Source organism: Pseudomonas sp. Tn43, from assembly GCF_014192635.1.
GTDB lineage: Bacteria > Pseudomonadota > Gammaproteobacteria > Pseudomonadales > Pseudomonadaceae > Aquipseudomonas.
This window is the reverse complement of record NZ_JACHYG010000005.1, coordinates 262,497-286,891: the sequence shown is the minus strand read 5'-3', so window position 1 is coordinate 286,891 and position 24,395 is coordinate 262,497. Positions and strand designations below refer to the sequence as shown.

The 24,395-nt window shown below is 60.5% G+C and carries 21 protein-coding genes and 1 riboswitch; of the genes, 6 read left to right on the top strand and 15 right to left on the bottom strand.

Annotated features, from left to right (window positions below; genetic code table 11):
* Window positions 1-151: 151 nt before the first annotated feature.
* From FHW68_RS15745 to FHW68_RS15705, 9 genes are all read right to left on the bottom strand, one after another.
* Window positions 152-865, bottom strand: a complete 714-nt coding sequence (locus FHW68_RS15745) for a membrane integrity-associated transporter subunit PqiC (RefSeq protein ID WP_095634765.1) — start codon at window positions 863-865, stop codon at window positions 152-154.
* A 176-nt stretch (window positions 866-1,041) separates the two neighbouring features.
* Window positions 1,042-3,306: a DNA topoisomerase IV subunit A gene (gene parC / locus FHW68_RS15740; protein ID WP_095634764.1), complete on the bottom strand. Its 2,265-nt coding sequence runs from the start codon at window positions 3,304-3,306 to the stop codon at window positions 1,042-1,044.
* A gap of 7 nt (window positions 3,307-3,313) precedes the next feature.
* Entirely contained in the window at window positions 3,314-3,838 is a 525-nt protein-coding gene (locus FHW68_RS15735) for a TIGR02281 family clan AA aspartic protease (RefSeq protein ID WP_095634763.1), read from the bottom strand.
* Complete coding sequence (locus FHW68_RS15730) at window positions 3,835-4,824, bottom strand: esterase-like activity of phytase family protein (RefSeq protein ID WP_183681179.1); 990 nt, start codon at window positions 4,822-4,824, stop codon at window positions 3,835-3,837. Before FHW68_RS15730 ends, FHW68_RS15735 begins: the two co-directional genes overlap by 4 nt.
* The gene (parE, locus tag FHW68_RS15725; protein ID WP_095634761.1) at window positions 4,824-6,728 is read right to left on the bottom strand and encodes a DNA topoisomerase IV subunit B; all 1,905 of its coding nucleotides are present in this window, start codon (window positions 6,726-6,728) and stop codon (window positions 4,824-4,826) included. The genes FHW68_RS15730 and parE overlap by 1 nt, the downstream gene beginning before the upstream one ends.
* A 67-nt stretch (window positions 6,729-6,795) precedes the next feature.
* Window positions 6,796-7,404 carry a YqiA/YcfP family alpha/beta fold hydrolase gene (locus FHW68_RS15720; protein ID WP_183681178.1) on the bottom strand — a complete coding sequence of 203 codons (609 nt, stop codon included), beginning with the start codon at window positions 7,402-7,404 and terminating at the stop codon, window positions 6,796-6,798.
* A 185-nt stretch (window positions 7,405-7,589) separates the two neighbouring features.
* Window positions 7,590-8,405 (bottom strand): 3',5'-cyclic-AMP phosphodiesterase, encoded by an 816-nt coding sequence (gene cpdA / locus FHW68_RS15715; protein ID WP_183681176.1) that lies wholly within the window; start codon window positions 8,403-8,405, stop codon window positions 7,590-7,592.
* 128 nt (window positions 8,406-8,533) lie between these two features.
* A complete protein-coding gene (locus tag FHW68_RS15710) occupies window positions 8,534-8,986 on the bottom strand; it encodes a DUF1249 domain-containing protein (protein WP_095634759.1) in 453 nt (150 codons plus the stop codon).
* Window positions 8,977-9,594 (bottom strand): NUDIX domain-containing protein, encoded by a 618-nt coding sequence (locus FHW68_RS15705; RefSeq protein ID WP_095634758.1) that lies wholly within the window; start codon window positions 9,592-9,594, stop codon window positions 8,977-8,979. Before FHW68_RS15705 ends, FHW68_RS15710 begins: the two co-directional genes overlap by 10 nt.
* A gap of 230 nt (window positions 9,595-9,824) precedes the next feature.
* On the opposite strand from FHW68_RS15705, the gene FHW68_RS15700 reads away from it, so the two are divergent.
* The gene (locus tag FHW68_RS15700; RefSeq protein ID WP_183681174.1) at window positions 9,825-10,571 is read left to right on the top strand and encodes an RsiV family protein; all 747 of its coding nucleotides are present in this window, start codon (window positions 9,825-9,827) and stop codon (window positions 10,569-10,571) included.
* Between the two features lie 130 nt (window positions 10,572-10,701).
* Here FHW68_RS15700 and thiC read toward each other — a convergent pair whose 3' ends face one another.
* Window positions 10,702-12,591, bottom strand: a complete 1,890-nt coding sequence (gene thiC, locus FHW68_RS15695; protein ID WP_095634756.1) for a phosphomethylpyrimidine synthase ThiC — start codon at window positions 12,589-12,591, stop codon at window positions 10,702-10,704.
* A gap of 163 nt (window positions 12,592-12,754) precedes the next feature.
* Window positions 12,755-12,860, bottom strand: a riboswitch (TPP riboswitch).
* A gap of 192 nt (window positions 12,861-13,052) precedes the next feature.
* Between thiC and FHW68_RS15690 the strand changes: the two genes are divergently transcribed.
* On the top strand, window positions 13,053-14,486 hold the full coding sequence (locus FHW68_RS15690; RefSeq protein ID WP_095634755.1) for a TolC family outer membrane protein: 1,434 nt from the start codon (window positions 13,053-13,055) through the stop codon (window positions 14,484-14,486).
* Window positions 14,487-14,588: 102 nt separating this feature from the next.
* On the opposite strand, the gene waaA is transcribed toward FHW68_RS15690, so the two are convergent.
* Both waaA and FHW68_RS15680 read right to left on the bottom strand, forming a co-directional pair.
* Entirely contained in the window at window positions 14,589-15,866 is a 1,278-nt protein-coding gene (gene waaA / locus FHW68_RS15685; protein WP_095634754.1) for a lipid IV(A) 3-deoxy-D-manno-octulosonic acid transferase, read from the bottom strand.
* 22 nt (window positions 15,867-15,888) lie between these two features.
* Window positions 15,889-16,779 (bottom strand): LysR family transcriptional regulator, encoded by an 891-nt coding sequence (locus FHW68_RS15680; RefSeq protein WP_063341763.1) that lies wholly within the window; start codon window positions 16,777-16,779, stop codon window positions 15,889-15,891.
* Window positions 16,780-16,882: 103 nt separating this feature from the next.
* On the opposite strand from FHW68_RS15680, the gene FHW68_RS15675 reads away from it, so the two are divergent.
* From FHW68_RS15675 to FHW68_RS15660, 4 genes are all read left to right on the top strand, one after another.
* A complete protein-coding gene (locus FHW68_RS15675; RefSeq protein WP_008004867.1) occupies window positions 16,883-17,215 on the top strand; it encodes a multidrug efflux SMR transporter in 333 nt (110 codons plus the stop codon).
* A gap of 250 nt (window positions 17,216-17,465) precedes the next feature.
* Window positions 17,466-18,641, top strand: a complete 1,176-nt coding sequence (locus tag FHW68_RS15670; protein WP_183681172.1) for an FAD-binding oxidoreductase — start codon at window positions 17,466-17,468, stop codon at window positions 18,639-18,641.
* Window positions 18,638-19,453, top strand: a complete 816-nt coding sequence (locus tag FHW68_RS15665; RefSeq protein WP_183681170.1) for an aldo/keto reductase — start codon at window positions 18,638-18,640, stop codon at window positions 19,451-19,453. The genes FHW68_RS15670 and FHW68_RS15665 overlap by 4 nt, the downstream gene beginning before the upstream one ends.
* Before the next feature lie 101 nt (window positions 19,454-19,554).
* Window positions 19,555-20,523, top strand: coding sequence for a metal ABC transporter ATPase (locus FHW68_RS15660; protein ID WP_183681168.1), 969 nt, complete (start codon window positions 19,555-19,557; stop codon window positions 20,521-20,523).
* Between the two features lie 46 nt (window positions 20,524-20,569).
* On the opposite strand, the gene hldE is transcribed toward FHW68_RS15660, so the two are convergent.
* From hldE to FHW68_RS15645, 3 genes are all read right to left on the bottom strand, one after another.
* Window positions 20,570-21,991 carry a bifunctional D-glycero-beta-D-manno-heptose-7-phosphate kinase/D-glycero-beta-D-manno-heptose 1-phosphate adenylyltransferase HldE gene (gene hldE, locus FHW68_RS15655; protein ID WP_095634748.1) on the bottom strand — a complete coding sequence of 474 codons (1,422 nt, stop codon included), beginning with the start codon at window positions 21,989-21,991 and terminating at the stop codon, window positions 20,570-20,572.
* A gap of 76 nt (window positions 21,992-22,067) precedes the next feature.
* Window positions 22,068-23,489, bottom strand: coding sequence for a PIG-L deacetylase family protein (locus FHW68_RS15650; RefSeq protein WP_095634747.1), 1,422 nt, complete (start codon window positions 23,487-23,489; stop codon window positions 22,068-22,070).
* Between the two features lie 16 nt (window positions 23,490-23,505).
* Window positions 23,506-24,348, bottom strand: coding sequence for a GNAT family N-acetyltransferase (locus FHW68_RS15645; RefSeq protein ID WP_221217170.1), 843 nt, complete (start codon window positions 24,346-24,348; stop codon window positions 23,506-23,508).
* Window positions 24,349-24,395 lie beyond the last annotated feature (47 nt).

The following is a 24,395-nucleotide window of genomic DNA, read 5'->3' as shown; positions in this document are numbered from 1 at the left end:
AGAACCTGGCTGCGATGTGACGCAGAGCGTCACGGGCTGCATTCCCACGCAGAGCGTGGGAATGCTCAGTGGCTCGGCAGCTGCTACGACCAATCTGCAGAAACAACAAAGCCCGCATCAATGGCGGGCTTTGCTTTGGATCAATCCAGGCTTAGAACCTGAACACTTCCATATCCGTGCGAATCGGCGAAGCCATCGGAATTTTCTGCTGCTTCTCTGGCCCTGCTGCCGGTGTCACAGGCTTGGCAGCTGGTTTGCGAGGTGCTTCGGCGATCGGCGGCTGGTTCGCCAGTGGCTTGAGCGCCGTCGACAGCTGCTCGGCCAGACGCTGCAGCAACACACCTTGAGCCTGAACCTGAGCCGCAGTCCCGCCGGTGTGCTGTTCCTGCAGATGAATGATACGGTTATCACGCACCTGACCACGACGATCGATCAGCCGCCATTGCGCATCCAGGATCGCCGGTTGCGATGCACCCGAGTCCAGTCGCGTGATTGTCAGCAGCACCTGAACATCCGGTGTGAAACCTAATGTCGCCGGTGCCAGGACAACGCGCTGGCTGTCCAGATGGCCAGCAACCTGACGCAGCAACAGCTGATCGATGTCGGACGACAGGCTGCCGGCCCAACGACCATCGACCGAAGCTTGCAAGCTGCCATCGGGCTGACGCTGCAACAAGGTTTCGCGTTGCAGGTAGTCGGCAACCGTCACCGGGCCAAGCAATACCGCCATGCCGGCGCTTTGCGCAGGCTGAGCCGGACTTCCGCTGTCCAGTTGATACAGCGACACCGGTTGGTGAACGCTGCAACCCGCCAGGCCAAGTACGCCGGCGAGCATCAAAATAAAAGGAAGGCGCAGAGCAGTCATCGTCCCATCCAGGTGGCTGCCACAAGGCTAGCCATAGTGAAAATACTCAAAAAATATGAAGAACGCTCGGCCACGCCGGCGCTTGAAAGGCCATATCATCCGTGAATATGCGTTCCGACTCCAGCGGCAAAGCGTCGATCTACGCGTTAAATCGCAGATCGAGCGCTCTAGGACGCTTAATTGAGGTTTTCGACGAACAGCGCATCCACCCTCTGAAAGCCACGTGGCAGTTTGTTACCGCGGCGCCCACGCTCACCTTTGTAGTGTTCGAGGTCGTCCGCCTTTAGCGACAAGGTGCGTTTTCCGGCCTGGAGCACCAACGTGGCACCTTCAGGCAAAACGGCAATGTCGGTGACATATTCTTCGCGGCTGGCAACACGCTCACCGGAAATCCCGATGATCTTATTCCCTTTACCTTTACCTAATTGTGGCAGATCGCTGATTTTGAAGATCAGCAGGCGACCTTCGGTGGTCACCGAGGCCAGCCAATTGTGCTCACGATCGGCTACCGGACGCGGCAGAATCACTTTGGCGTTGTTCGGCAAACTCAACAGGGCCTTGCCCGCCTTATTCTTGGCTTGCAGGTCTTCACCCTTGACCACGAATCCGTAACCGGCGTCGGACGCGATCACGTACAGCGAATCATCTTCCGGCATCAGCACGCATTCGAAACTCGCCCCTGGCGGCGGCGTCAGGCGACCGGTCAGCGGTTCGCCCTGGCCACGGGCCGAGGGCAAGGTGTGGGCGGCGACCGAATAACTGCGACCGGTGGAATCGATAAACACCGCAAACTGGTTGGAACGCCCAGCCGCCGAGGTCTTGAAGCCATCCCCAGCCTTGTAGGAAAGCCCGGTGGCATCGATCTCGTGGCCTTTGGCGGAGCGAACCCAGCCTTTTTCCGACAGCACGACGGTCACTTTCTCGTTCGGCAACAGATCGTGTTCGGTCATTGCCTTGGCTTCGGCACGCTCGATGATGGGCGAACGACGGTCGTCGCCATATGTTTCGGCGTCCTTGATCAGTTCACTGCGTACCAGTTTTTTCAATTTGGCTTCGCTGCCCAGCAGGGCTTGCAGCTTGGCCTGCTCCTTGAGCAATTCATCCTGCTCGGCACGCAGCTTCATTTCTTCCAGTCGCGCCAATTGACGCAAACGGGTATCGAGAATGTAGTCGGCCTGGATTTCGCTCAGGGCGAAGCGCTCGATCAGGCTGGCCTTGGGGTGCTCCTCGGTGCGGATGATGTGGATCACTTCATCCAGGTTGAGGTAGGCAATCAGCAAACCGTCCAACAGGTGCAAGCGACGCTCGACCTTGTCCAGGCGGAATTGCAGACGTCGACGCACGGTCTGTACGCGGAATTCCAGCCATTCCACCAGCAACGCGCGCAGGTTCTTGAGCTGCGGCTTGCCGTCGAGGCCGATGATGTTGATGTTGACCCGGTAGCTGGATTCCAGCTCGGTGGTCGCGAACAGGTGCTGCATCAGCGCGTCATGATCGACCCGGCTGTTGACCGGGATGATCACGATGCGGCATGGGTTCTCGTGGTCCGATTCGTCACGCAAATCCGCGACTTGCGGCGCTTTCGACGGTTTGGCTTGCATCATCGCGGCGATCTGCTCGAGCACTTTCGCGCCAGAGACCTGATGCGGCAGCGCCGTCACGACAATATCGCCGTCTTCGATGTGGTACACGGCGCGCATGCGCACCGACCCGCGACCGGTTTCGTAGATTTTCAGCAGGTCGGCGCGGGGCGTGATGATTTCCGCTTCGGTCGGGTAATCCGGGCCCTGGATGTGTTCGCAGAGCTGCTCGACGGTGGCTTTGGGCTCATCGAGCAAGCGCACGCAAGCGGTCGCGACTTCGCGCAGGTTATGCGGCGGTACGTCGGTGGCCATGCCCACGGCGATACCCGTGGTGCCGTTGAGCAAGATATTCGGCAAACGGGCCGGTAACACCAACGGCTCTTCCAGCGTACCATCGAAGTTAGGACCCCAGTTGGCGGTGCCTTGGCCCAACTCGCTGAGCAGCACTTCGGAATAACGCGACAGCCGTGCTTCGGTGTAACGCATGGCGGCAAAGGACTTCGGATCGTCCGGCGCACCCCAGTTGCCCTGGCCGTCGACCAGCGTGTAGCGATAGCTGAATGGCTGGGCCATCAGGACCATGGCTTCGTAGCAGGCCGAATCGCCGTGCGGGTGGAACTTGCCGAGCACGTCACCAACGGTACGCGCCGATTTCTTGTGCTTGGAATCGGCGTCCAGCCCCAGCTCGCTCATGGCATAGACGATACGCCGCTGTACCGGTTTCAGACCGTCGCCGATATGCGGCAGGGCACGGTCCATGATCACGTACATGGAGTAGTTGAGGTAGGCATTTTCGGTGAAGTCAGCCAGCGAGCGGCGTTCTACACCGTCCAGGCTGAGATCAAGGGAGTCGCTCATGCGGGCCTCATCGGTTCGTTGTCTGGCGCAGCAGCATGGTGCCACCGCGCTGGGTAAATTCAAGTTTGTTCAGGGCGCTCATGCCGAGCAGCACCTGATTGCCGTGCAAACCGGGCGCCACCAGCGCGCGAACGTCACGCAGCACGATGTCGCCCAGTTGCAGGCGGTCGAGCCGGGTTCGATAACCCTCGCTCAAGCCATTGGCCGTGCTCAGGGTTACCGCGAAGCCTTTTTCCAGTTTCAGTCGCTCGGCCAATTCGGCCGGGATCGCCACGTCGGTCGCGCCGGTGTCGAGCATGAAATCCACCGGCTGGCCGTTGATCTGGCCAGTGGCGACAAAATGCCCCTGACTGTTGCTGATCAGCTTCACTTCGATAAAGCCTTCGCCCTGCTCGGAGCTGACCACCCCATTCGGGTTTTGCTGGCGCTCCTCCCATTGACCGAAAAACCGTGTTGCCAGAAACAACGCCGCGCACCAGGCCAGTACCATCAATACTCGACCGGCGCGTTTGCCTGGCGGTTGCTGACTCATGGCTTGGCACTCCAGCCACCTTCAGGCGCAGCAAAGCGCCAGACAATCGGGCGTTTCTCGCCGTCGACGCGCGCGCCATTATTGTTGTCGATACCAATCCAGGCACCATCGGCGTCCACGATCAACGCTTCCGTCAGCCCAAAGGGCTGTGAATAACGACGATTTTCCTGCAAGGCTTCGGCGGCAAACGACCAGCAGCGCTCGACCTCGCCCGTGGCCGCATCGCGACGGCAAACCTCAAAGGCATTGCGTTCCAGGGTAAACAATTTGCCGTCAAACAACGACAGATCGGCAAAATCCCGGGAGCGCGCTCTGGCCTTGGGAAATTGCGCGGGTTGCATTTCCACCCCAGCCTCACTCAGCAGCACACATCTACCGTTGCAGTCCCAGAGCGTTTGCTGGCGCTTGATCATCAACAAACCGCGACGCTCACGTTCGGCGGCCAGCCACAGCGTGTCACCGGCCGGATTGATCGCCAACCCTTCAAACACCCCATTGAAGTGCAGCAACATACCGCTGGCCCGTGCTTCGCGTACCAGCATTGGCGAGATTTTCAGCCAGGACGCAGGCCCGAATGGCGGTACTTGAAGCACCGCGGCACGGGCTTCGCTGACGATGTAACGATTACCGGCGCTGTCGCAGGCAATACCTTCGAAATCCAGGTACCCGCCCCGCACGAACGATGCCGCCCAGGTCCGCGAACGCAAGCCCCAGGGCAAACCGCTGTCAGGTGCCACGGGTATGTCAATGCGCACGCTTTCGGCTTGCCAGGTAGGGCTGCGAGTATCCAGGCGATAGATTTGATCATCGTCCCGATCCGAAACAGTCCACAGATCCTTGCCACATTGGGCCAGACCCGACAGATTGCCGCCGCGCATGCCGTCGACGGCATGCTCGGACAACAGGCGCAATTGGGGTGCAGGCTCCGCCGAAACCGTTACCGAGGTCAGCAGCAACACACACGTCAGGGCCCAGCCCAATCGCATCAGCCCAGAACCTCGGCCAGGTTGCCCTTGGACTCCAGCCAGGATTTGCGATCACCCGCGCGTTTTTTCGCCAGCAGCATGTCCATCATTTCCGAGGTGGCGTCGAAATCTTCCAGCGTCAACTGCACCAGGCGCCGCGTGTTCGGGTCCATGGTGGTTTCGCGCAATTGCGGCGGGTTCATTTCACCCAGACCTTTGAATCGGGTGACCTGTGGCTTGCCGCGCTTCTTCTCGGCGACCAGACGATCGAGGATGCCATCGCGCTCGGCTTCGTCCAGGGCATAGTAAATTTCTTTGCCCAGGTCGATACGGTACAGCGGCGGCATGGCGACGTAGACGTGGCCGGCATCCACCAGTGGACGGAAATGCTGGACGAACAAGGCGCACAACAACGTGGCAATGTGCAGACCGTCGGAGTCGGCGTCGGCGAGGATGCAGATTTTGCCGTAACGCAGCTGGGCGATGTCCACCGAGCCCGGATCGACCCCGATGGCCACGGCGATGTTGTGCACTTCCTGGCTGGCCAGCACTTCGCCGCCGTCGACTTCCCAGGTGTTCAGAATCTTGCCGCGCAACGGCAGGATCGCTTGAAACTCCTTGTCCCGCGCCTGCTTGGCCGAACCGCCAGCGGAATCACCTTCCACCAGGAACAGCTCGGAACGCATCGGATCCTGCCCGGCGCAGTCGGCGAGCTTGCCCGGCAGCGCCGGCCCTTGAGTAATGCGCTTGCGCTCGACCTTCTTGCTGGCCTTCAGACGACGGCCGGCGTTGTTGATCGCCAATTCCGCCAGCAGCAGGCCCATTTCCGGGTGAGCGTTGAGCCACAGGCTGAAGGCGTCCTTGACCACACCGGAAACAAATGCCGCTGCTTCACGGGATGACAGGCGTTCCTTGGTCTGACCGGAGAATTGCGGCTCCTGCATCTTCATCGACAGGACAAACGCAATGCGCTCCCAGACATCTTCCGGCGCCAGCTTCACACCGCGCGGCAACAGGCTGCGAAATTCGCAGAACTCGCGCATCGCATCGAGCAAACCCTGCCGCAGACCATTGACGTGCGTACCGCCCTGGGCCGTCGGGATCAGGTTGACGTAGCTTTCCTGGACGCTGTCGCCGCCTTCAGGCAGCCACAGCAACGCCCAATCGACTGCTTCCTTATTACCGGCCAGGCTGCCGCAGAACGGCTCGTTCGGCAGCCGTTCGAATTCGCTGACCGCGTCTACCAGGTAGGAGCGCAGCCCGTCTTCGTAATGCCATTCGACTTTCTCGCCGGTGGCCTTGTCTTCAAAACTGACCAGCAGCCCCGGGCATAGAACAGCTTTTGCCTTGAGTACGTGCTTGAGGCGGCTGATGGAGAATTTCGGTGAATCGAAGTACTTCGGGTCCGGCGCGAAAAATACGCTGGTGCCTGTGTTGCGCTTGCCGACAGTGCCGATCACTTCCAGGTCGGTTTTCTTGTACCCATCGGCGAACGTCATCTGGTATTCGTTGCCGTCACGTTTTACACGCACCCGGACTTCGGTCGACAAGGCATTGACCACGGAAATACCCACCCCGTGCAGACCGCCGGAGAACTGGTAGTTCTTGTTGGAAAACTTGCCGCCCGCATGAAGCTTGGTGAGGATCAGCTCGACACCCGAGACACCTTCTTCGGGGTGAATATCCACCGGCATGCCACGGCCGTCATCGCTGACTTCCAGAGAGTGATCGGCATGCAGGATGACCTGCACCGATGTCGCATGCCCGGCCAAGGCTTCGTCGACGCTGTTGTCGATGACTTCCTGGGCCAGGTGGTTCGGCCGACTGGTGTCGGTGTACATGCCGGGGCGTTTGCGCACCGGGTCGAGGCCCGAGAGGACTTCGATGGCGTCTGCGTTATAAGAGCTAGCGCTGGGAGTGGCCATGGGGTCTCGTCGTCCGCCTGTAAAAAGTATTCTGTGAAAAAGAGTGTTCTGTGAACAAGAGGCGAAATCACAGTGCAGTGAAATCAATCGCCTGATACAAATCTGCGCCGATGCCGGCGAAACCCAGCATTGCCGGCAATCGCTCGGCAAAACCCTGGAAACTATGGTCGCCGCCCGCCTGGATGCGCAAGGCGCAGGCCCGGTAATACTGCTGGGCGAGGCGATAATCCAGCGTTTCGTCGCCGGTCTGCAACCATACTTGAAACCGCTGCGGATCCTTGGGCGCCGGCACTTCCAGCTCGGCCAGGGCCGTTACGTGGTCGTGGGTCAATTCCCAAGTCTCATCGGTATACAGATTTTTCTGCGTCCCCAGGAACCCGTCGAACATCCGGTGCGGGCTGACGGCAGGGTTGATCAACAGGGCTTTCAAGCCATGGCGCTCGGCCAGGTGAGTCGCATAGTAGCCGCCGAGTGAGCTGCCGACCAGCAGTGGCCGCCCCAGCTCGGCAATCGCCTGCTCAAGCTGACCGATGGCCTGGCGGGGATTGTGATGCAAGGCCGGCACACGCAACTGATCGCTCAAGCCCAGCCGTTCCATCACATTGATCAACTGACAGGCCTTTTTTGAGGCAGGTGCGCTGTTGAAACCGTGGATATAAAGGATCGAACCAGACATTTGAGCGCCCTGTGCGTCGGGTAAAGAGGCGCAGTTTACAGGGTGTCGGGAAAATCGGGGATATGCGTGAAAATCAGGTTGCCTTGGCGGACGCCATCGCGAGCAGGCTCGCTCCCACAGGGGTATGCATTCCAATGTGGGAGCGAGCCTGCTCGCGATGGCCGCGCCGCGGTCTTTCTGTATGTTCAGTAGCCGTTGGAGCCGTAATCAACCTGGAAATCGAATCCGGTGATGCGCTCAACACCTGTTTCGAGCTGGCCATCCGGCAAAAGTCGCAACCATCGATACCCCGGTGCCTGCTGGCTCACCTTGAAATCATCACTGCCCGGCTCGAACTGAATGCAGGTCGAGGGCGATGCGAGCAGGCGTACACCGTTGCGCACCTGGTCGATTTCCTGATGCACATGCCCCCACAGCACTGCACGCACTTGTGGAAAGCGATCCAGCACCGCAAACAACGCCTCTGGATTGCGCAAGCCAATAGGCTCCATCCATGCACACCCGATCGATACCGGATGATGATGGAAACACACCAGATGATACCGCTCCGGCGCCTCACTCAATGAGCGAGCGAGTAACTGCAACTGCTCATCCTGTAAATACCCCGGCACCGACCCCGGCACCGCCGAATCGAGCAGCGTGACCCGCCAGTTGCCGATGTCCACCACCGGCTCCAGCAGCGCACTCTGCATCGCCGCCTCGGCCATGATCATCGGCTCGTCATGATTCCCGGGAATCCAGCGCGCGGGGGCGTCGATCTGCCGGGTCAGGTCACGAAACAACTGATATGACTCCAGCGTCCCGTCCTGTGAAAGATCGCCGCTGGCAATCATCAGATCGATCTGCGGCTGCTGCTTCAACACCAGTTCAATGACCTGTTGCAGGCTGTCGCGGGTATTCATGCCCAGCAACGTCCCGTCCGCCTCGGCAAACAAATGGCTGTCGGTGAGTTGCACCAGCAACGCCGGATCGGCGGTGGTTAATATGGATACGCTCGGCAAGGCGTTCTCCCAGGGCGTGATCACGGAATGGGTCAGTGCCGCGATTATGCTGGGGGACGAGCAAAAGAGGAAACCCGTGAACCGGACGCAGTTCACACTCAACGCCCTGTTTCCCGAAAGACAGGGCGCTAACGAACGACTGCGTACTCGTGCCCACAGGCCAGACAATGGCTCAGCCATTCCCCCAGGAACAGATTGAGCTGAGCTTTTTCATCCGGCTGATGCATCGCGGCGTTCGGGTAAGGATAGATGCCCCGGAAGCGTCGCGCATGTTCGGCGCTGACCACTTCGGCCATGCACGCGTCGTGATACACCTGAACTTCCAGTTGCGGCACCGGCAGCCATGGCAGGCTGTGTTCCTGGCGGACTTGCAGGGTGGTGGTATACGGACAAACCTGCAGCACCTCGAGGGCCAGCACGCCCAGCATCTGGTCGCCGTGGGTCACGGCAATGCGCCGAGCCTCCGGTTCGCTACGCATATCCGGTAGCAGTCGCATCAGGCGCGCGTAGTTGGCCTCGCAGGAGGCTTGCAGCCCCACCAGGTCGATCCGGTAGCGATCGCGCAGCTTGTTTACGACCATAACCCCCTCACTTCAACGCGGTTCAAAGCCAGCCATTGCAAGGCAATGATGCTTGGCGCGTTGGCAATACGTCCGTCGCGTACGGCTTGCAGGGCATCCTCGAACGCCCAGACCGTGACACGAATATCTTCTGCCTCTTCCTCCAGCCCATGCAGGCCGCCAACCCCGGTTGTCTGGCAACGCCCCAGGTACAAGTGCACGAATTCGTTACTGCCACCCGGCGATGGAAAATATTGGGTGATCGGCCAGAGTGCCCCGAATACAAGCCCAGCTTCCTCCTGCGCTTCGCGGTGAGCAACTTCTTCCGGTACTTCATCCTTGTCGATCAGACCGGCGACCAGTTCGATCAGCCACGGATTGTCAGTCTTGCCCATGGCGCCAACGCGAAACTGCTCGATCAGCACCACTTCATCGCGCTGCGGATCGTAAGGCAGCACGCACACCGCATCGTGGCGCACGAACAGTTCACGATTGATTTCCCGACTCATGCCGCCGGCGAACAATTCGTGGCGCAAGTGCACGCGGTCGAGCGTGTAGAAACCCTCGTAGCACTTTTCGCGCCGAACGATATCGACGGCGGTCGGAATGGCGTTGGCAAAATCAGTCATGACAATCCTCGTTTACTGCAAATCCGATCCGAGGCTCCTTTTTGTTACTTGCAACCTCGACTTCGCGCCATCCTAACGCGCCCGCGATGTTTGATGCAGCCCCTTTCCAGTCAGCGAGATAGACGGTGAGGATGAAACCAACTCTAATTAGCTTAGTGGCGAACTGACTGCTTCGTTAAGAGTCGAAGCGGGTAACTTTTCGCCTTCCCCCTGTTTCGTAAAGGACGCCCATGTCGCTTTTCAAGATCGCCTCCGTGGCCGCCATTGCCCTGACCCTGGGTGCGTGCCAGAGTCTGTTCCAGCCCAATTACCGGGCGCCGCTGGAAACCACCCGCGACGCATCGGAACAATTGAAACCAGGCTGCGCCAACCCTGAATGCCCGCTGGTGAATATCGATACGCTGCATTTTCCCGATGAGCCCGCACTTGACGGCATCATCGAAAAACGTCTGCTGCAAATGACCCGCACCTCACCCCAAGCCCCCGTGGCACCAACGCTGGCGGCGTATCGCGAGCAGTTTTTGAGCAGTGCTGGTCCGCGCTACAGCAGTTACCTGCAAGCCAAGGTACGTGAGCAGCATGACGGCTTGGTGATCATTGAATTGTCCAGTTACCTGGACACCGGCGGCGCCCATGGCACGCCCGGCCGCGGTTTCATCAACTATTCACGTCAACAACATAAAGTGCTGACGCTCTCGGACATGTTGATCCCGGGACAGGAAGAGGCGTTCTGGAAAGCGGCCCAAGTGGCGCACAACAGCTGGCTGATCAGCACCCGGCTCGATCAGGAACCGGAGTTCGTGAAGAGCTGGCCCTTCGTGAAAACCCAGAACGTGGCGTTGACCTATGGCGGGGTGATCCTCAAGTACGAAGTGAGCACCCTTGCGCCTTACGCACTGGGCCACGTCGAACTGAAGATCCCCTACCCGCGGTTGAACGGTATTCTCAAGCCCGAACTGTTTCCCGGCCGTAGCTGAAGAGACAAGCGTTGTGATCGTTCCCACGCTCCGCGTGGGAATGCCTCCAGGGACGCTCCGCGTCCAATGACGCGGAGCGTCACGGGCTGCGTTCCCACGCAGAGCGTGGGAACGATCGGTACGCTTGTGGCTAGACTTTCTTGTACAACTGACTGCCTTCCTGCTTGAACCGCTCGGCCTGTTCAGCCAGACCTTGCGCAACTTCCGCATCGACGGTTTCGATCCGCTGGTTGGCCGCGTATTCACGGACTTCCTGGGTGATCTTCATCGAGCAGAATTTCGGCCCGCACATGGAGCAGAAGTGTGCGACCTTGGCCGAATCCTTCGGCAATGTTTCGTCGTGGTACGAACGTGCGGTGTCCGGATCCAGGCCCAGGTTGAACTGGTCCTCCCAACGGAATTCGAAACGCGCCTTGCTCAAGGCATTGTCGCGAATTTGCGCCCCCGGATGCCCCTTCGCAAGGTCGGCGGCGTGGGCCGCGATCTTGTAGGTGATGATCCCGGTCTTCACGTCATCCTTGTTCGGCAAGCCCAAGTGTTCCTTCGGCGTCACGTAGCAAAGCATCGCACAACCGAACCAGCCGATCATCGCCGCACCGATACCGGAGGTGATGTGGTCGTAACCTGGGGCAATATCGGTAGTCAGAGGGCCGAGGGTGTAGAACGGCGCCTCGTCGCAGCACTCCAGCTGCTTGTCCATGTTCTCTTTGATCAACTGCATCGGCACGTGGCCCGGGCCTTCGATCATGCACTGCACGTCGTGCTTCCAGGCGATTTTGGTCAGCTCGCCGAGGGTTTCCAGCTCACCGAATTGAGCGGCATCGTTGGCGTCGGCAATCGAGCCCGGACGCAGGCCATCGCCCAGCGAGAAGCTGACGTCGTAGGCCTTCATGATTTCGCAGATGTCTTCGAAATGAGTGTAGAGGAAGTTTTCCTTGTGGTGCGCCAGACACCACTTGGCCATGATCGAACCGCCACGGGAAACAATACCGGTCACGCGTTTGGCGGTCAGCGGCACGTAGCGCAGCAACACACCCGCGTGGATGGTGAAGTAGTCGACGCCCTGCTCGGCCTGCTCGATCAGCGTGTCGCGGAACAGCTCCCAGGTCAGGTCTTCGGCGACGCCATTGACCTTCTCCAGGGCTTGATAGATCGGCACGGTACCGATCGGCACCGGCGAGTTACGGATGATCCATTCGCGGGTTTCGTGAATGTGCTTGCCGGTGGACAAGTCCATGACCGTGTCCGAACCCCAGCGAATGCCCCACGTCAGTTTCGCCACTTCTTCTTCGATGGACGAACCCAAGGCGCTGTTGCCGATGTTGCCGTTGATCTTCACCAGGAAGTTACGGCCGATGATCATCGGTTCCAGTTCGGTATGGTTGATGTTGGCTGGAATGATCGCGCGACCGCGGGCGATCTCTTCACGGACAAATTCCGGCGTGATGATTTTCGGCACGCTGGCGCCGAAGCTGTAGCCGGCGTGTTGCTGATCCAGCAAGCCTGCGGCACGGGCCACTTCAAGCTTCATGTTTTCGCGGATGGCGACGTATTCCATCTCGGCGGTGATGATGCCCTTGCGGGCGTAGTGCATCTGGCTGACGTTGGCCCCGGCCTTGGCGCGTCGCGGGTTGTTCACATGGGCGAAACGCAGCTTGGTCAGCTCGGCATCGGCCAGGCGTTCCTGGCCGAAGTTGGAGCTCAGACCCGGCAGACGCTCGGTGTCGCCACGGGACTCGATCCAGGGTGAACGCACATCGGCCAGACCTTTGCGCACGTCGATGATGACATTGGGATCGGTGTACGGACCCGAGGTGTCATAAACCACCACCGGGGCGTTGATTTCGCCGCCGAAGTCGGTCGGGGTCACGTCCAGGCTGATTTCGCGCATCGGCACGAGGATGTCGGGGCGAGTGCCCTGGACATAGATTTTTTGCGAGCGGGTAAACGGCTGAACCGATTGCTGATCGACCTTGGCCGAGTCACTCAGGTTGGTTTCGATTTTTGATTTTGTAGTCATCACGGGCTCTCCAGACACACATCCAGGCAGTGGATTTTTGTCGGAGCGAACCTGTAAACGAATGGACGCACGGGTGCTGGAAAACCAGCTGTGCTGTGCTCGGTGCTCAAGGGTGTTCGATTGTCGAACAACATCCCGGACGAAGCACAAGAGGACTCGCCGGGTGACGAGAAATCTTGTTCCCTACGCAGGCGCTAACCTGATCAGGTTCAACGGGATCCGAAATTATTCGATCTCAGCCTCATAGCAAGGCACCCCGACAAGAACCCGGCCAGTCTAGACACAACTGGCAAAGAACGCCAACTCCGCAGCAAACACCATGATGAATGGCGCAAATGCAGGATTGTTGCCGTGCCTGCGTGCAACTACACTCGCTACGCCATGCCGCGCCTTGACGCTGCAGGGCACCGCGCCGTAGCCTTGGCGCTCAAATTATCAGCGTAATTTTTAGGGATGGCCTCATGCTGCGCAAACTCTCACTGGCCCTCGCCGTGTCTTGTGCGTCCAATGGAATGGCTTGGGGAGCTGAGGCGCCCTTATCAACCAAAACAGATCTGGTCAGCGTCTATCAGGAAGCGGTGGACAACAACGCCGACCTCGCTGCCGCCCGTGCCCAATATGGCGCCCAGAAGGAAGTCGTGCCCCAGGCCCGCGCCGGGCTGTTGCCCAACCTGTCCGCCGGTGCCGACCTGAACAACACCCGCACTTCGCTCGATCAGCCATCGCTGACCACGACCCGCAGCGGCACGGTGTATCAGGCGACGCTCGCGCAACCGATTTTCCGCGCCGATCGCTGGTTCCAGTTGCAGGCCGCCAAGGACGTCAACGAACAGGCGGCGCTGCAACTCTCGGCCACTGAACAGAACCTGATTCTGCAAAGCGCGGAAAGCTACTTCAACGTGTTGCGCAGCCAGGACACCCTGGCCTCGACCAAAGCTGAAGAAGCGGCATTCAAGCGTCAGCTCGACCAGTCCAACGAGCGCTTCGACGTCGGTCTGTCGGACAAGACTGACGTGCTGCAATCCCAGGCCAGTTACGACACCGCGCGGGCCAACCGGATTCTCGCTCAGCGTCAGGTGGACGACGCGTTCGAAGCGCTGATTACCCTGACCAACCGTCAGTACAACTCGATCCAGGGCATCGTTCATACCTTGCCGATCCTGCCTCCGGCACCGAACGACGCCAAGGCCTGGGTCGACACCGCCGCCAAACAGAACCTGAATTTGCTGGCCAGCAACTACGCGGTGAGCGCCGCCGAGGAAACCCTCAAGCAGCGCAAGGCCGGACATGCGCCCACCCTGGATGCGGTCGCGCAATACCAGAAAGGCGACAACGACGCCCTCGGCTTTACCAACCCCAACCCGAACGGCGTGCGTTACGGCGGCGATGTCGAGCAGCGCACGGTTGGCCTGCAATTGAGCATCCCGCTCTACAGCGGTGGGTTGACCAGTTCGCAGGTGCGTGAGTCCTACTCTCGGCTGACTCAGTCCGAGCAGCAACGCGAAGCGCTGCGTCGTCAGGTCGTGGAAAACACCCGCAACCTGCACCGTGCCGTCAACACCGACGTCGAGCAAGTGCAGGCACGTCGACAGTCAATCATTTCCAACCAGAGCGCGGTGGAAGCGACGGAGATCGGTTATCAGGTGGGAACACGCAACATCGTCGACGTACTTGATGCCCAGCGTCAGCTGTACACTTCGGTGCGTAATTACAACAACACCCGCTACGACTACATCCTCGACAACCTACGCTTGAAACAGGCCGCCGGCACCTTGAACCCGGGGGACTTGCAGGACCTGACGCGTTACCTCAAACCCGACTACAACCCGGATAAAGACTTCCTGCCACCGGATCTGGCCAAGGCGGCGGCGGAGCAGTTGAAAGCGAGGCCATAAAAAGCAAAAGATCGCAGCCTTCGGCAGCTCCTTACATTGGGATTGATGTACACCCTGTAGGAGCTGCCGAAGGCTGCGATCTTTTTTTTCAGGCAACTCGGTCTAACGCTCGATCAACCGCCCCAACCCATCCAGCAACCGCTGCAACGCGCCCTGATTGGTGCGCATCACTTTCAGCCCCGCCTCTGCCATCCGCCGTGCATCGCTCGGCAATTCGAACAGCCGCTGCACCGCCAGCGCCAGACCTTGGGCATCATCGACCTCGGCCAGCGCCCCTGCGCTTCGCAACTGCGCGGCGATCTCGAGGAAGTTGAACAGGTGCGGCCCGCTGAGCACCGGTTTGGCCAGGGCCGCCGGCTCCAACAGGTTATGACCGCCGTTGGGCACCAGGCTGCCGCCGACGAAGGCGCTGTCGGCCAACGCATAGAGAAACAGCAACTCGCCCATGGTGTCGCCCAGCAGCACCGAAGTACTGGCAGTCACCGGCTCGCCCGTCGAACGCCGCACCGTGGCGAATCCCTGTTGCTGGCACAACTCGAACACCGGGTTGAAACGCTCCGGATGGCGCGGCACCAGAATCAGCAAGGCATCGGGATGATTGGCCAGCAGCCGGCGATGGGCAGCCAGCACCACCTCGTCTTCGCCTTCATGGGTACTCGCGGCAATCCATATCGGGCGTTCCTGCGCCTGCCATTGCGCCCGCAACTCGGCGGCACGCTGCAGCAGTTGCGGGTCGATGGTCAGGTCGAACTTGATCGAACCGGTCACCTCGACGGTTTCCGGGCGCGCGCCCAAATCCCGGAAGCGCTGGGCCTCGGCTTCGGTCTGCACGGCGAACAGGCTCATCTCGGCGAGCATCGGCCCGGTCAGTTTATGGAAGCGGCCATAGCCTTTTGCCGAGCGCTCGGACAGTCGCGCATTGGCCAGCGCCACGGGAATCCCGCGTTTGGCGCATTGGTGGATATGGTTGGGCCAGAGTTCGGTTTCCATGATCACCGCCAGTTTCGGTCGGGCCCGATCAAGGAATCGCCTGGCTGCGCAAGGCAAGTCATAAGGCAAATAACAGTGCTGAATGCGTGGCTCGTTGGCGAACAGCGCCTGGATCCGCTCGGAACCGGTCGGCGTCATGCAGGTGACAGTGATCGGCAGCGACGGATAACGCTGCAGCAAGGCGCGAATCATCGGCGCGGCGGCAATGCTTTCGCCCACCGACACGGCGTGTACCCAGATACCGCCCGGCTTCATCGCCGGTAGCGCAAGGGAGAACCGTTCGCCAATGCGCTTGGCGTACGCCGGTGCTTTGCGCGCCCGTAGCCAAAGCCGAATCGCTACCAATGGCAGCCCCAGGTAAAACAGCGCGGTGTAGAGAGTTCTATTCATGGCGGCGGAGTTTATCGGTTTTTTAGCCGATCGCCTGCAAGTGCACGGCAAAACGTTCAGCCAGCCAACGGGCCGCCGGGCCCAGGGGTTCGTCGCGACGCCAGACCAGTTCGACAATCAAGGCTGGCGGCGTCCATTCGCTGGCCAATTCGACCATCTGATTCTGATACGCCGGGTACTGCACCACATGGCGCGGCAACCACGCCCAGCCAAGCCCGCGCATCACCCATTCGGCCATTACATAGAAACTGTCGGCGCGCCAGACCTGCGGACTGGCCGGCTCACTGCCGGGGTAGACGCTGGATTGCGTGGACATCAGCAGCTGTCGATGCTGCGCCATTTGCTGGCAATCGACCTGCGCCTGCTTCGCCATGGGATGCCCCACGCCGCACACCGTAACCATTTCGACGCTACCCAGCACCCGCCGCTCGAGGGCTTCGGGAATTTGCTCGTGATAAAACAGCAAGCCCAGATCGGCCCGGCGCTCCACCAATTTGCGCGCGACATCACCTTGGGCGGCGCTGGTCAGTTGCACTTCCAGGCTGGGAAATTTTTCTGCCAGCGCCTCGAAGCTTTCAACCACTGCCTGATAGGGCATCGCCTCGTCCTGAGCCACCCGCAGACTCGCTTCCTGGCCACGCATCATCGCCAGCGCCCGGCCATTGAGACGCTCGCATTGACGCAGCACTTCCCGCGCCTCTTCAAGCAGGGCGGTGCCGGCTTCGGTGAGTTTCGGCTGACGACCACTGCTGCGATCGAACAGGCTGACGCCCAGATCCTCTTCCAGCAGCGCAATCGAACTGCTGACAGCCGATTGAGCCTTGCGCTGGTCGCGCGCCACTGCGGAGAACGAACGCTGTTCCGCGACGCTGACAAACAAGCGCAGCTGTTCCAGATTCCATTGCATGTTCATGGCTCAACCCATCTTCAAAACAGATAGGTAATGACTTTACCGCATCTGGCGACACTCTAGAATACCGAGCTCAGAGAGCAACGCTTCACACGAGGATCGACCCATGACCGCTTACTACTACCTGGCCATCGCCATCTGCGCCGAAGTGATCGCTACCGTTTCGATGAAAGCGGTCAAGGGTTTCAGTACGCCACTGCCGCTGCTGTTGGTGATCGTTGGTTACGGCATTGCTTTCTGGATGCTGACCCTGGTGGTGCGCAGCGTTCCGGTGGGCGTGGCCTACGCGGTATGGGCCGGCATGGGGATTGTGATGGTCAGCGTCGCGGCCCTGTTTATCTACGGGCAGAAGCTAGATGTGCCAGCGATGTTGGGGATGGCGCTGATAGTGCTGGGGGTTGTGGTTATTCAGCTGTTCTCCAAAACCGCGGGGCATTAACTGACGCAACCAATCCCTTATGGTGAAGGAGACCCTGTGGCGAGGGGGGGCTTGCCCCCGTTGGGGCGCGAAGCGGCCCTAATCCCTTCACCGCACTTTCACTGAATTATCGCGGCGGCAGACTGACGACTGCTTCGCAGCCGAACGGGGGCAAGCCCCCTCGCCACAATGGGTTCTGTTGATCGCCAGCAAAACCTCCCATCTAGGAGTCTGTATACTGCGCCCTCGTCTTGAACACTGAGGTCGCTGCATGCCATCCGTTATTTCCACCGACGTTCTGATTGTCGGCGCTGGTGTCGCCGGCCTTTGGCTGAATGCGCGCCTGCGCCGCCAGGGTTTTTCGACCGTGCTGGTGGAAAGCGCCAGCCTCGGTGGCGGGCAGAGCCTGAAGTCTCAAGGGATCATCCACGGCGGCGCCAAATACGCATTGCACGGCGCCCTGACCGGCGCCTCGGAAGCCATTGCCGACATGCCGCGTCGCTGGCGTGAAGCGCTGGCCGGCGACGGCGAGCTGGACTTGTCCGGCGTACGTCTGCTGTCCGACGCCCATTACCTCTGGTCTCCCGGCACCCTCGCCGGCAACCTCACCAGTTTCTTTGCCAGTAAAGCCGTGCGCGGGCGGGTCGATCAGGTCAAGGGCGACCAACTGCCGCCAGCCCTGCAAGACAAGCGTTTCAAGGGCAAGGTCTATCGCTTGGCGGAGCTGGTGGTTGACGTGCCAAGCCTGATCCAGCGCCTGGCCGATTTGGCCGGTGACGGTCTACTGGCCGGCCAGCACATTGAACCGCTGCTGGAAAACGGCGAACTGGTTGGCTTGAAAGTCGACGAACGCGAGATCCGCGCCCAGCGTATCGTTCTCAGCGCCGGTGCCGGCACCGCCGACCTGCTCACAGCACTGGGCCTGAACCAACCGGCGATGCAGCGCCGCTCCCTGCACATGATCATTGTCAAAGGCCCGGGTCTCAAACCGCTGTATGCCCATTGCCTGGGCGGCGGACCGAAGCCGCGCATCACTGTGACCACTCATCCGGCGGCCGATGGCCAATGGATCTGGTACCTGGGAGGCGACATCGCCGAAGCTGAAGGCGTGGCCCGCGATCCTGCGGCGCAAATCGCCACCGCGCAAAAAGAAATCGGCAACCTGCTGCCGTGGATCGACTTGAGTACCGCGCAGTGGGCAACCTTGCGAGTGGAACGCGCCGAGCCACTGCAATCAGGCCTGACTCGTCCGGATAATGCCTTCCTCGCCGAGCAGGACCGTCTGCTGGTGGGCTGGCCGACCAAACTGGCCCTGGCGCCGGACTTCGCGGACCGTGTCCTCGCCGCACTGCAACGCGACGGCATCCAGCCGAGCCATCCGGCGCCGCTGCCGGAACTGCCGAAACCGCCAATGGGCGTCTCTGCCTGGGAGCAACTGCTGCCATGAGCCAACCGACCTTGCACGATCTGCATCGCCCTCTGGGCAGCACCGGCCTGTGGGTATCGCCCCTGGGCCTGGGCACGGTGAAACTGGGCCGCGATCAAGGGGTGAAGTACCCCAACGGCTTTCAGATCCCCGGCGATGACGAAGCGCGCATGCTGCTCAAACTCGCCCGTGACCTGGGCATCAACCTGATCGACACCGCGCCGGCCTATGGCCGCAGCGAAGAGCGCCTAGGCCCGCTGTTGCGAGGTCAACGTCAGGACTGGGTGATCGTCAGCAAGGTGGGCGAAGAGTTTGCCGACGGCCAGTCGCGTCACGACTTCAGCGCCGCCCATACGCGCCTCTCGGTGGAACGCAGCCTGCAACGACTGGAAACGGACGTTATCGATCTGGTGTTGGTGCATTCCGACGGCAACGACCTGGCAATCCTCAATGACAGCGAGGTCTACCCGACCCTCGCCGAGCTCAAGCGCGAAGGCAAGATTCGCGGTTTCGGTTTTTCCGGCAAAACCGTCGAAGGCGGCTTGAAGGCTCTGGAACAAGGTGATTGCGCGATGGTCACCTACAATCTGAACGAACAGAACGAGAAACCCGTCATTGACTATGCTGCTGCTCACGGCAAAGCGATCCTGGTCAAAAAAGCCCTGGCCAGCGGCCACGTTTGCCTGAGCCCGGGCGTGGACCCGGTGCGTGCCAGTTTCGAGTTGTTGTTTCAACACCCCGGGGTGGCCAGCGCTATTGTCGGGACCATTAATCCGCTGCACCTCGCCCACAACGTCGCGACCGTTGCCCAGGTCCTTCGCAGGGCCTGTTGACGTTTGGTGGCGATTGCGACGCCGGCCCTTCGGGTTGCGCGCCTAACGTCAACAGACCCTAGCCATTGATGCCGCCCACGCGGCCTTAAGCAGGAGCCGACATGCCGCGTACGCTGATAAGAAAGAACCCGAGCAACTTCAAGACCCTGCCGTTATTCGTCGAAGCGAGCCCCGAAGGCCTGAGCTACCAAAGCGTCGGGATGCCGTTGAATTTCTCCCAGACATTGCAGCGTCGCCGCCCGGTGTCGGTAGCCGACAGCGAGCGGTTCGCCCTGGAGCTGGCAAATCTGGGGGTTTCGGTGCGCCTGACGCTGCATTGGCAGAATCGCGATTATTGGGTATTGGTGCGTCAGCGTCGGCAGGACCGAGGCGATGTGGTGCTCAAGCTGATCTCCGGTTATGTGCCCGCCCATGAACTGAGCCTGCCGTTGCACACGGCCACTCAGGAAATTGCCGAGGAGTGCCTGCTGGAAACCCCGGAAGGCTGGCTCAGCGGGCGATTCAACGATACCTGGCTACCAGCACCTTACTCAGCCGCCCTGCATTATCGCGAAGCCCTGCCGTTTCGCCTGACACCACTGTCCGGCTCGGCGCGGCCGGTGCGCTGCGCCAACATGCCGCTGATCGAGCGTCCGCGGGCTTACGTGCATTTACCGACCGCATCGCTGCAATTGATCTATGACTTGCGCCTGGATGTGCCCAAGGAAGCCAAATCCCTGAGCCTGTTTCACGTCGACGAGCGACTGGAAGGTGATCAACTGGTGGCCCGGCTCGATCGCAAACGTCCCGATTTGTACCTGATGCCATTGCAGGACGGCCAGCCGATGGCCGAGTTGTACACCTTGAAAAAAGATCGGTTGTATCCGGCGAGTACCCGCGGGCTATATCTGGCCGAGAGTTTTGCCCGGCAGGAAGGCTGGCTGGTGAAAGATGAGCGGATTCGCTGGAAAGACTGGATGCGACAACAGGGTTTGACCCCGCCGGGGAGGGATTCCGGTTTAGCCCGCTTGCATGGAAAAGCAAAGCAACTGCTGAAAAAAATCGTGCCGCGCAAGGCAGCGCGCCCCTGATCATTCCCACGCAGAGCGTGGGAATGATCAAGCACGCTCACTGCTATCAGTGATTGCGGATCTTATCGACTATCGCCGTGGTCGAGCTGTTTTCTACCAACCCCAGTACTTTCACAGTCCCGCCGTAAGCGGTGACGATGTCTGCGCCAACCACTTGCTCGATCCCGTAGTCGCCGCCCTTGACCAACACATCCGGCTTGACCTCGCGCAGCAGGTTTTCCGGAGTGCCTTCGGCGAAGCTGATGACCCAGTCCACGGCGCCGAGACCGGCCAGTACAGCCATGCGACGGTCGACGCTGTTGATCGGCCGACCCGGACCTTTCAAGCGGCTCACCGACGCATCGTCGTTGACCGCCACGATCAGGCGATCGCCTTGGGCACGCGCTTGCTCGAGGTAAGTCACGTGGCCGGCATGCAGGATGTCGAAGCAGCCGTTGGTGAACACAATCTTTTCGTTGTGCGCACGTGCATCGTCGACCGCCAGCAACAGTTGCTCCAGCCCCAACACACCGCGCTCGGAACCTTCTTCACGCTGGATCGCACGACGCAATTCCGGGGCGCTGATGGCGGCCGTACCGAGCTTGCCGACCACGATGCCCGCCGCCAGGTTGGCCAGGGCCACCGCGTGGGGCAGTTCTTCGCCAGCGGCGATCGCCGCCGCCAGGGTAGAAATCACGGTGTCACCGGCACCGGTCACGTCGAACACCTCGCGGGCACGGGCCGGCAGGTGCAGCGCCGGATGATCCGGGCGTAGCAAGGTCATGCCGTGCTCGCCACGGGTCACCAGCAAGGCACCGAGGTCGAGGTCGTGCATCAGCTGCGCGCCCTTGCTCACCAGCTCGTGTTCATCGGCGCAACCACCCACGATGGTTTCAAACTCGCTGAGATTCGGAGTGATCAGGCTCGCGCCGCGGTAGATCGAGAAGTCCTTGCCCTTGGGATCGGCCAGCACCGGAATGCCGCGGGCACGAGCAGCCTGGATCAGTATCTGATGGTTTTTCAGCGCGCCTTTGCCGTAGTCGGACAGCACCAGCACCTTGATGCCTTCGAGCATTTCGTCGACTTGTTCGCCCAACGCCAAGGCGTCGGTGGTGAAAGGCTCTTCGAAGTCGATACGCAGCAATTGCTGGTGCCGGCTCATGACCCGCAACTTGACGATGGTCGGCTGATGCGCGATGCGCTGGAACAACGCCCGCACGCCGGCACCCTTGAGGCTATTGACGAGGCTGTCGGCCGCTTCGTCATCACCGGTCACACCAACCAGCGAGGCCGGCGCACCGAGTGCGGCAATGTTCAGGGCAACGTTGGCGGCACCGCCCGGGCGGTCCTCGATGTGTTCGACCTTGACTACCGGTACCGGCGCCTCAGGGGAAATCCGTGAGGTACCACCATGCCAGTAACGGTCGAGCATGACATCGCCGACCACCAGGACAGGGGCCTGATCGAATCGTGGCATGGATAACTTCATGGAAACTCCAGGGGCAATAAAAGCGTCGCGGATAATAACATAGCGAAAGGTTGCGGCCGCACGCGAGCACACAGGCTCAGCGGCGGTCACTCTGTGGAGGGGCATCCAGTGGACGCACCCAGAAAATTTCATGTCGGCGCACCGCTTTGCGGAAGAACTCGTCTTCACCGGTGCGGGGCCAGCAACGCCCGGCCAACAACCGCTGAATCACCCGGCGCAGACGTTTTTTGAACGGCGGACGACCCTGCAAGTCATGCTGCATGCCCAAGGCCATGGCTTTGTCCATGCGGGTTGGCGCGTCCAGCAACGGGCTCCATAGCCCATCAGCCGGCAACGGTTCTATGGTCGGCGGCAGGGCAATGCCATAACCCGCCGGCCCCATCGGCCAGCGGTCGTTGTCGTGCAGGTGATTGGCATAAAGCAGCAAGGTACGCGGGCGCCAGGTACTGAGTTCAATCGCGTCCATCAAGGCGCGTGTGCTGGCGAGATGATCGCTGTGGGGATCCAGCTCGGGATGGGGCGTCAGCACCGCCTCGGGCCGGAAATGCTCAAGCAGACGCGCCAGATCAGCCACCAGGTTGCGCCAATGGGGCTGACCATCGACATCCCCCGGCAGGCTCAGGGCATTGTGCCGACGCACGTCACGTATATCGCTCTCTCCCGACTCCCGAGAACCGAAGCTTTGCTCCGGTTGCTGCGCCATCGCACTCAGTTGTAAGCAGTAATAACCCAATTGCACACATTGTTGTTGCGCAACCCCGCCCCACAGCGGCACTGCCAGGCTATCCCAACTGCGCAGGCGCCCCTTCAGACGGGCGGCCTGAGCGGCGTCGAGGCCCATATCGCGATAGTTTTCGGCCTCGATCTCGCCTTGGGTCAGTGTGACGATAGCCACCTCGGACGCCCGGCTGTAGAGGCCAAAAGCCGCCAGTTCAGCATCATCGGCATGGGGGGCGATGATGAGCAGGCGCTGCTGGCCAAAATCCGGATGACTCAGGGCGTGCAAAGTCGCCTGGGGTGCCAGGCTGCAAAAGCGTCCACGCAACGTCAGGGTCCCGGCAGCCAGCGCCGAACCTTGCCCGGACAGATTGAGAAAACGCTCTCCCGCAACACCGCGCTCCAGGTCCTGACGGTCGTCACCGATCCATACCTGCGGGTCAAGAAAGCGACCCAGCCAATGGCTCTTGACCCGCACCTGCAAAACCAGGGTTTGCGCCACGCCAAAGTCGCCCGTCACCTGCAAGACTCCATTGGCCAGGGTGGCGGGAAATTGCGGCGTACCCGCGGGGAAGTCATAGCGATAATCATCGCCCGGGGCATAGAAAAGATGGTCGGCGAACCAGGCTTCATGGGCGATCCAGCCCAGCAGCAGGAACAGCGGCAACGGCCACCACGCGATAAAGACGCCAAATAGCAATGCAGCCAACAACGCACCGATCAGCACCACACGTTTGCGTTGGCGATGGCGTTTAAGCAATTGTTGCTTGCGTGCGCTCATGACTGCCTTCCCTCGCTCAAACCTGATAGACCGGAACCCGGTGACACCAGCGATCCTTGTATTCGCGATCGGCGCGGCCGAACGAGTAACGCAGCGGCTTACCCACGGCGCGGGCTTGTTCCCATGCAGCTTGGGTGTTGACGAAACTGAGTACGCTGCCAGGGCTGAACTCGCGGTTTTGCGGGTCGACACCGCCGTTAATGTATTCCAGGCTGACCCACTTGGGCGCCTCGACCCGGTACAGAATCTGGATCGCCACCGGTTCGTCGTTCAGGTAGATCAAGGACCCCGTCATGAACTCACGTAACAGGCTAAACACTTCAGTAAGACGCGCCTTGCCCGGTGCTTCAAAGTTCCAGCGGCGCTGGAACAGGTCGGCGTAGATGCTCGCCTGTTCGCTGGCGCTCAGCTCCAGCATCGGTCGGATAATGCCACCCGCCTCTTCAAGCAAACGCTGGTCACGACGCTGGTTGTAGCGAAACTTCTTGCTGTAGTCCTCTGGTTCACGAGCCAGCGCCAGGCCTTCCGGTTGCTCAGCGAGACCGGTGATGTTTGGGGCATTGAGTTCAGACACATAACGAGCGCGGTGCCGCACACGTATCTGGGCATCTTCAGCCACCGGCAGGATGATCTCGGCATTGCCCAGATCAAGCAGCCCGCGCTTGCCTTCACGCTTGAGCACTTCCTTGGACAAGGCCACATGACGACCCCAGGTCGGCATCGCGGCGCACAATTGACCATCGACGAACCAGCCCAGATAACGCACCGGGATGCCTACCAGCCCCGCCAGACGCTCAACCACATCGGGATGAGTCGCCACGCTGCCGCCAAACTGATGCCAGGTTTGGGTATAAGCCATTGCATCGATGGGCGCCCAGCCGCTTTCTCTCCAGGCTCGCCAGTAAC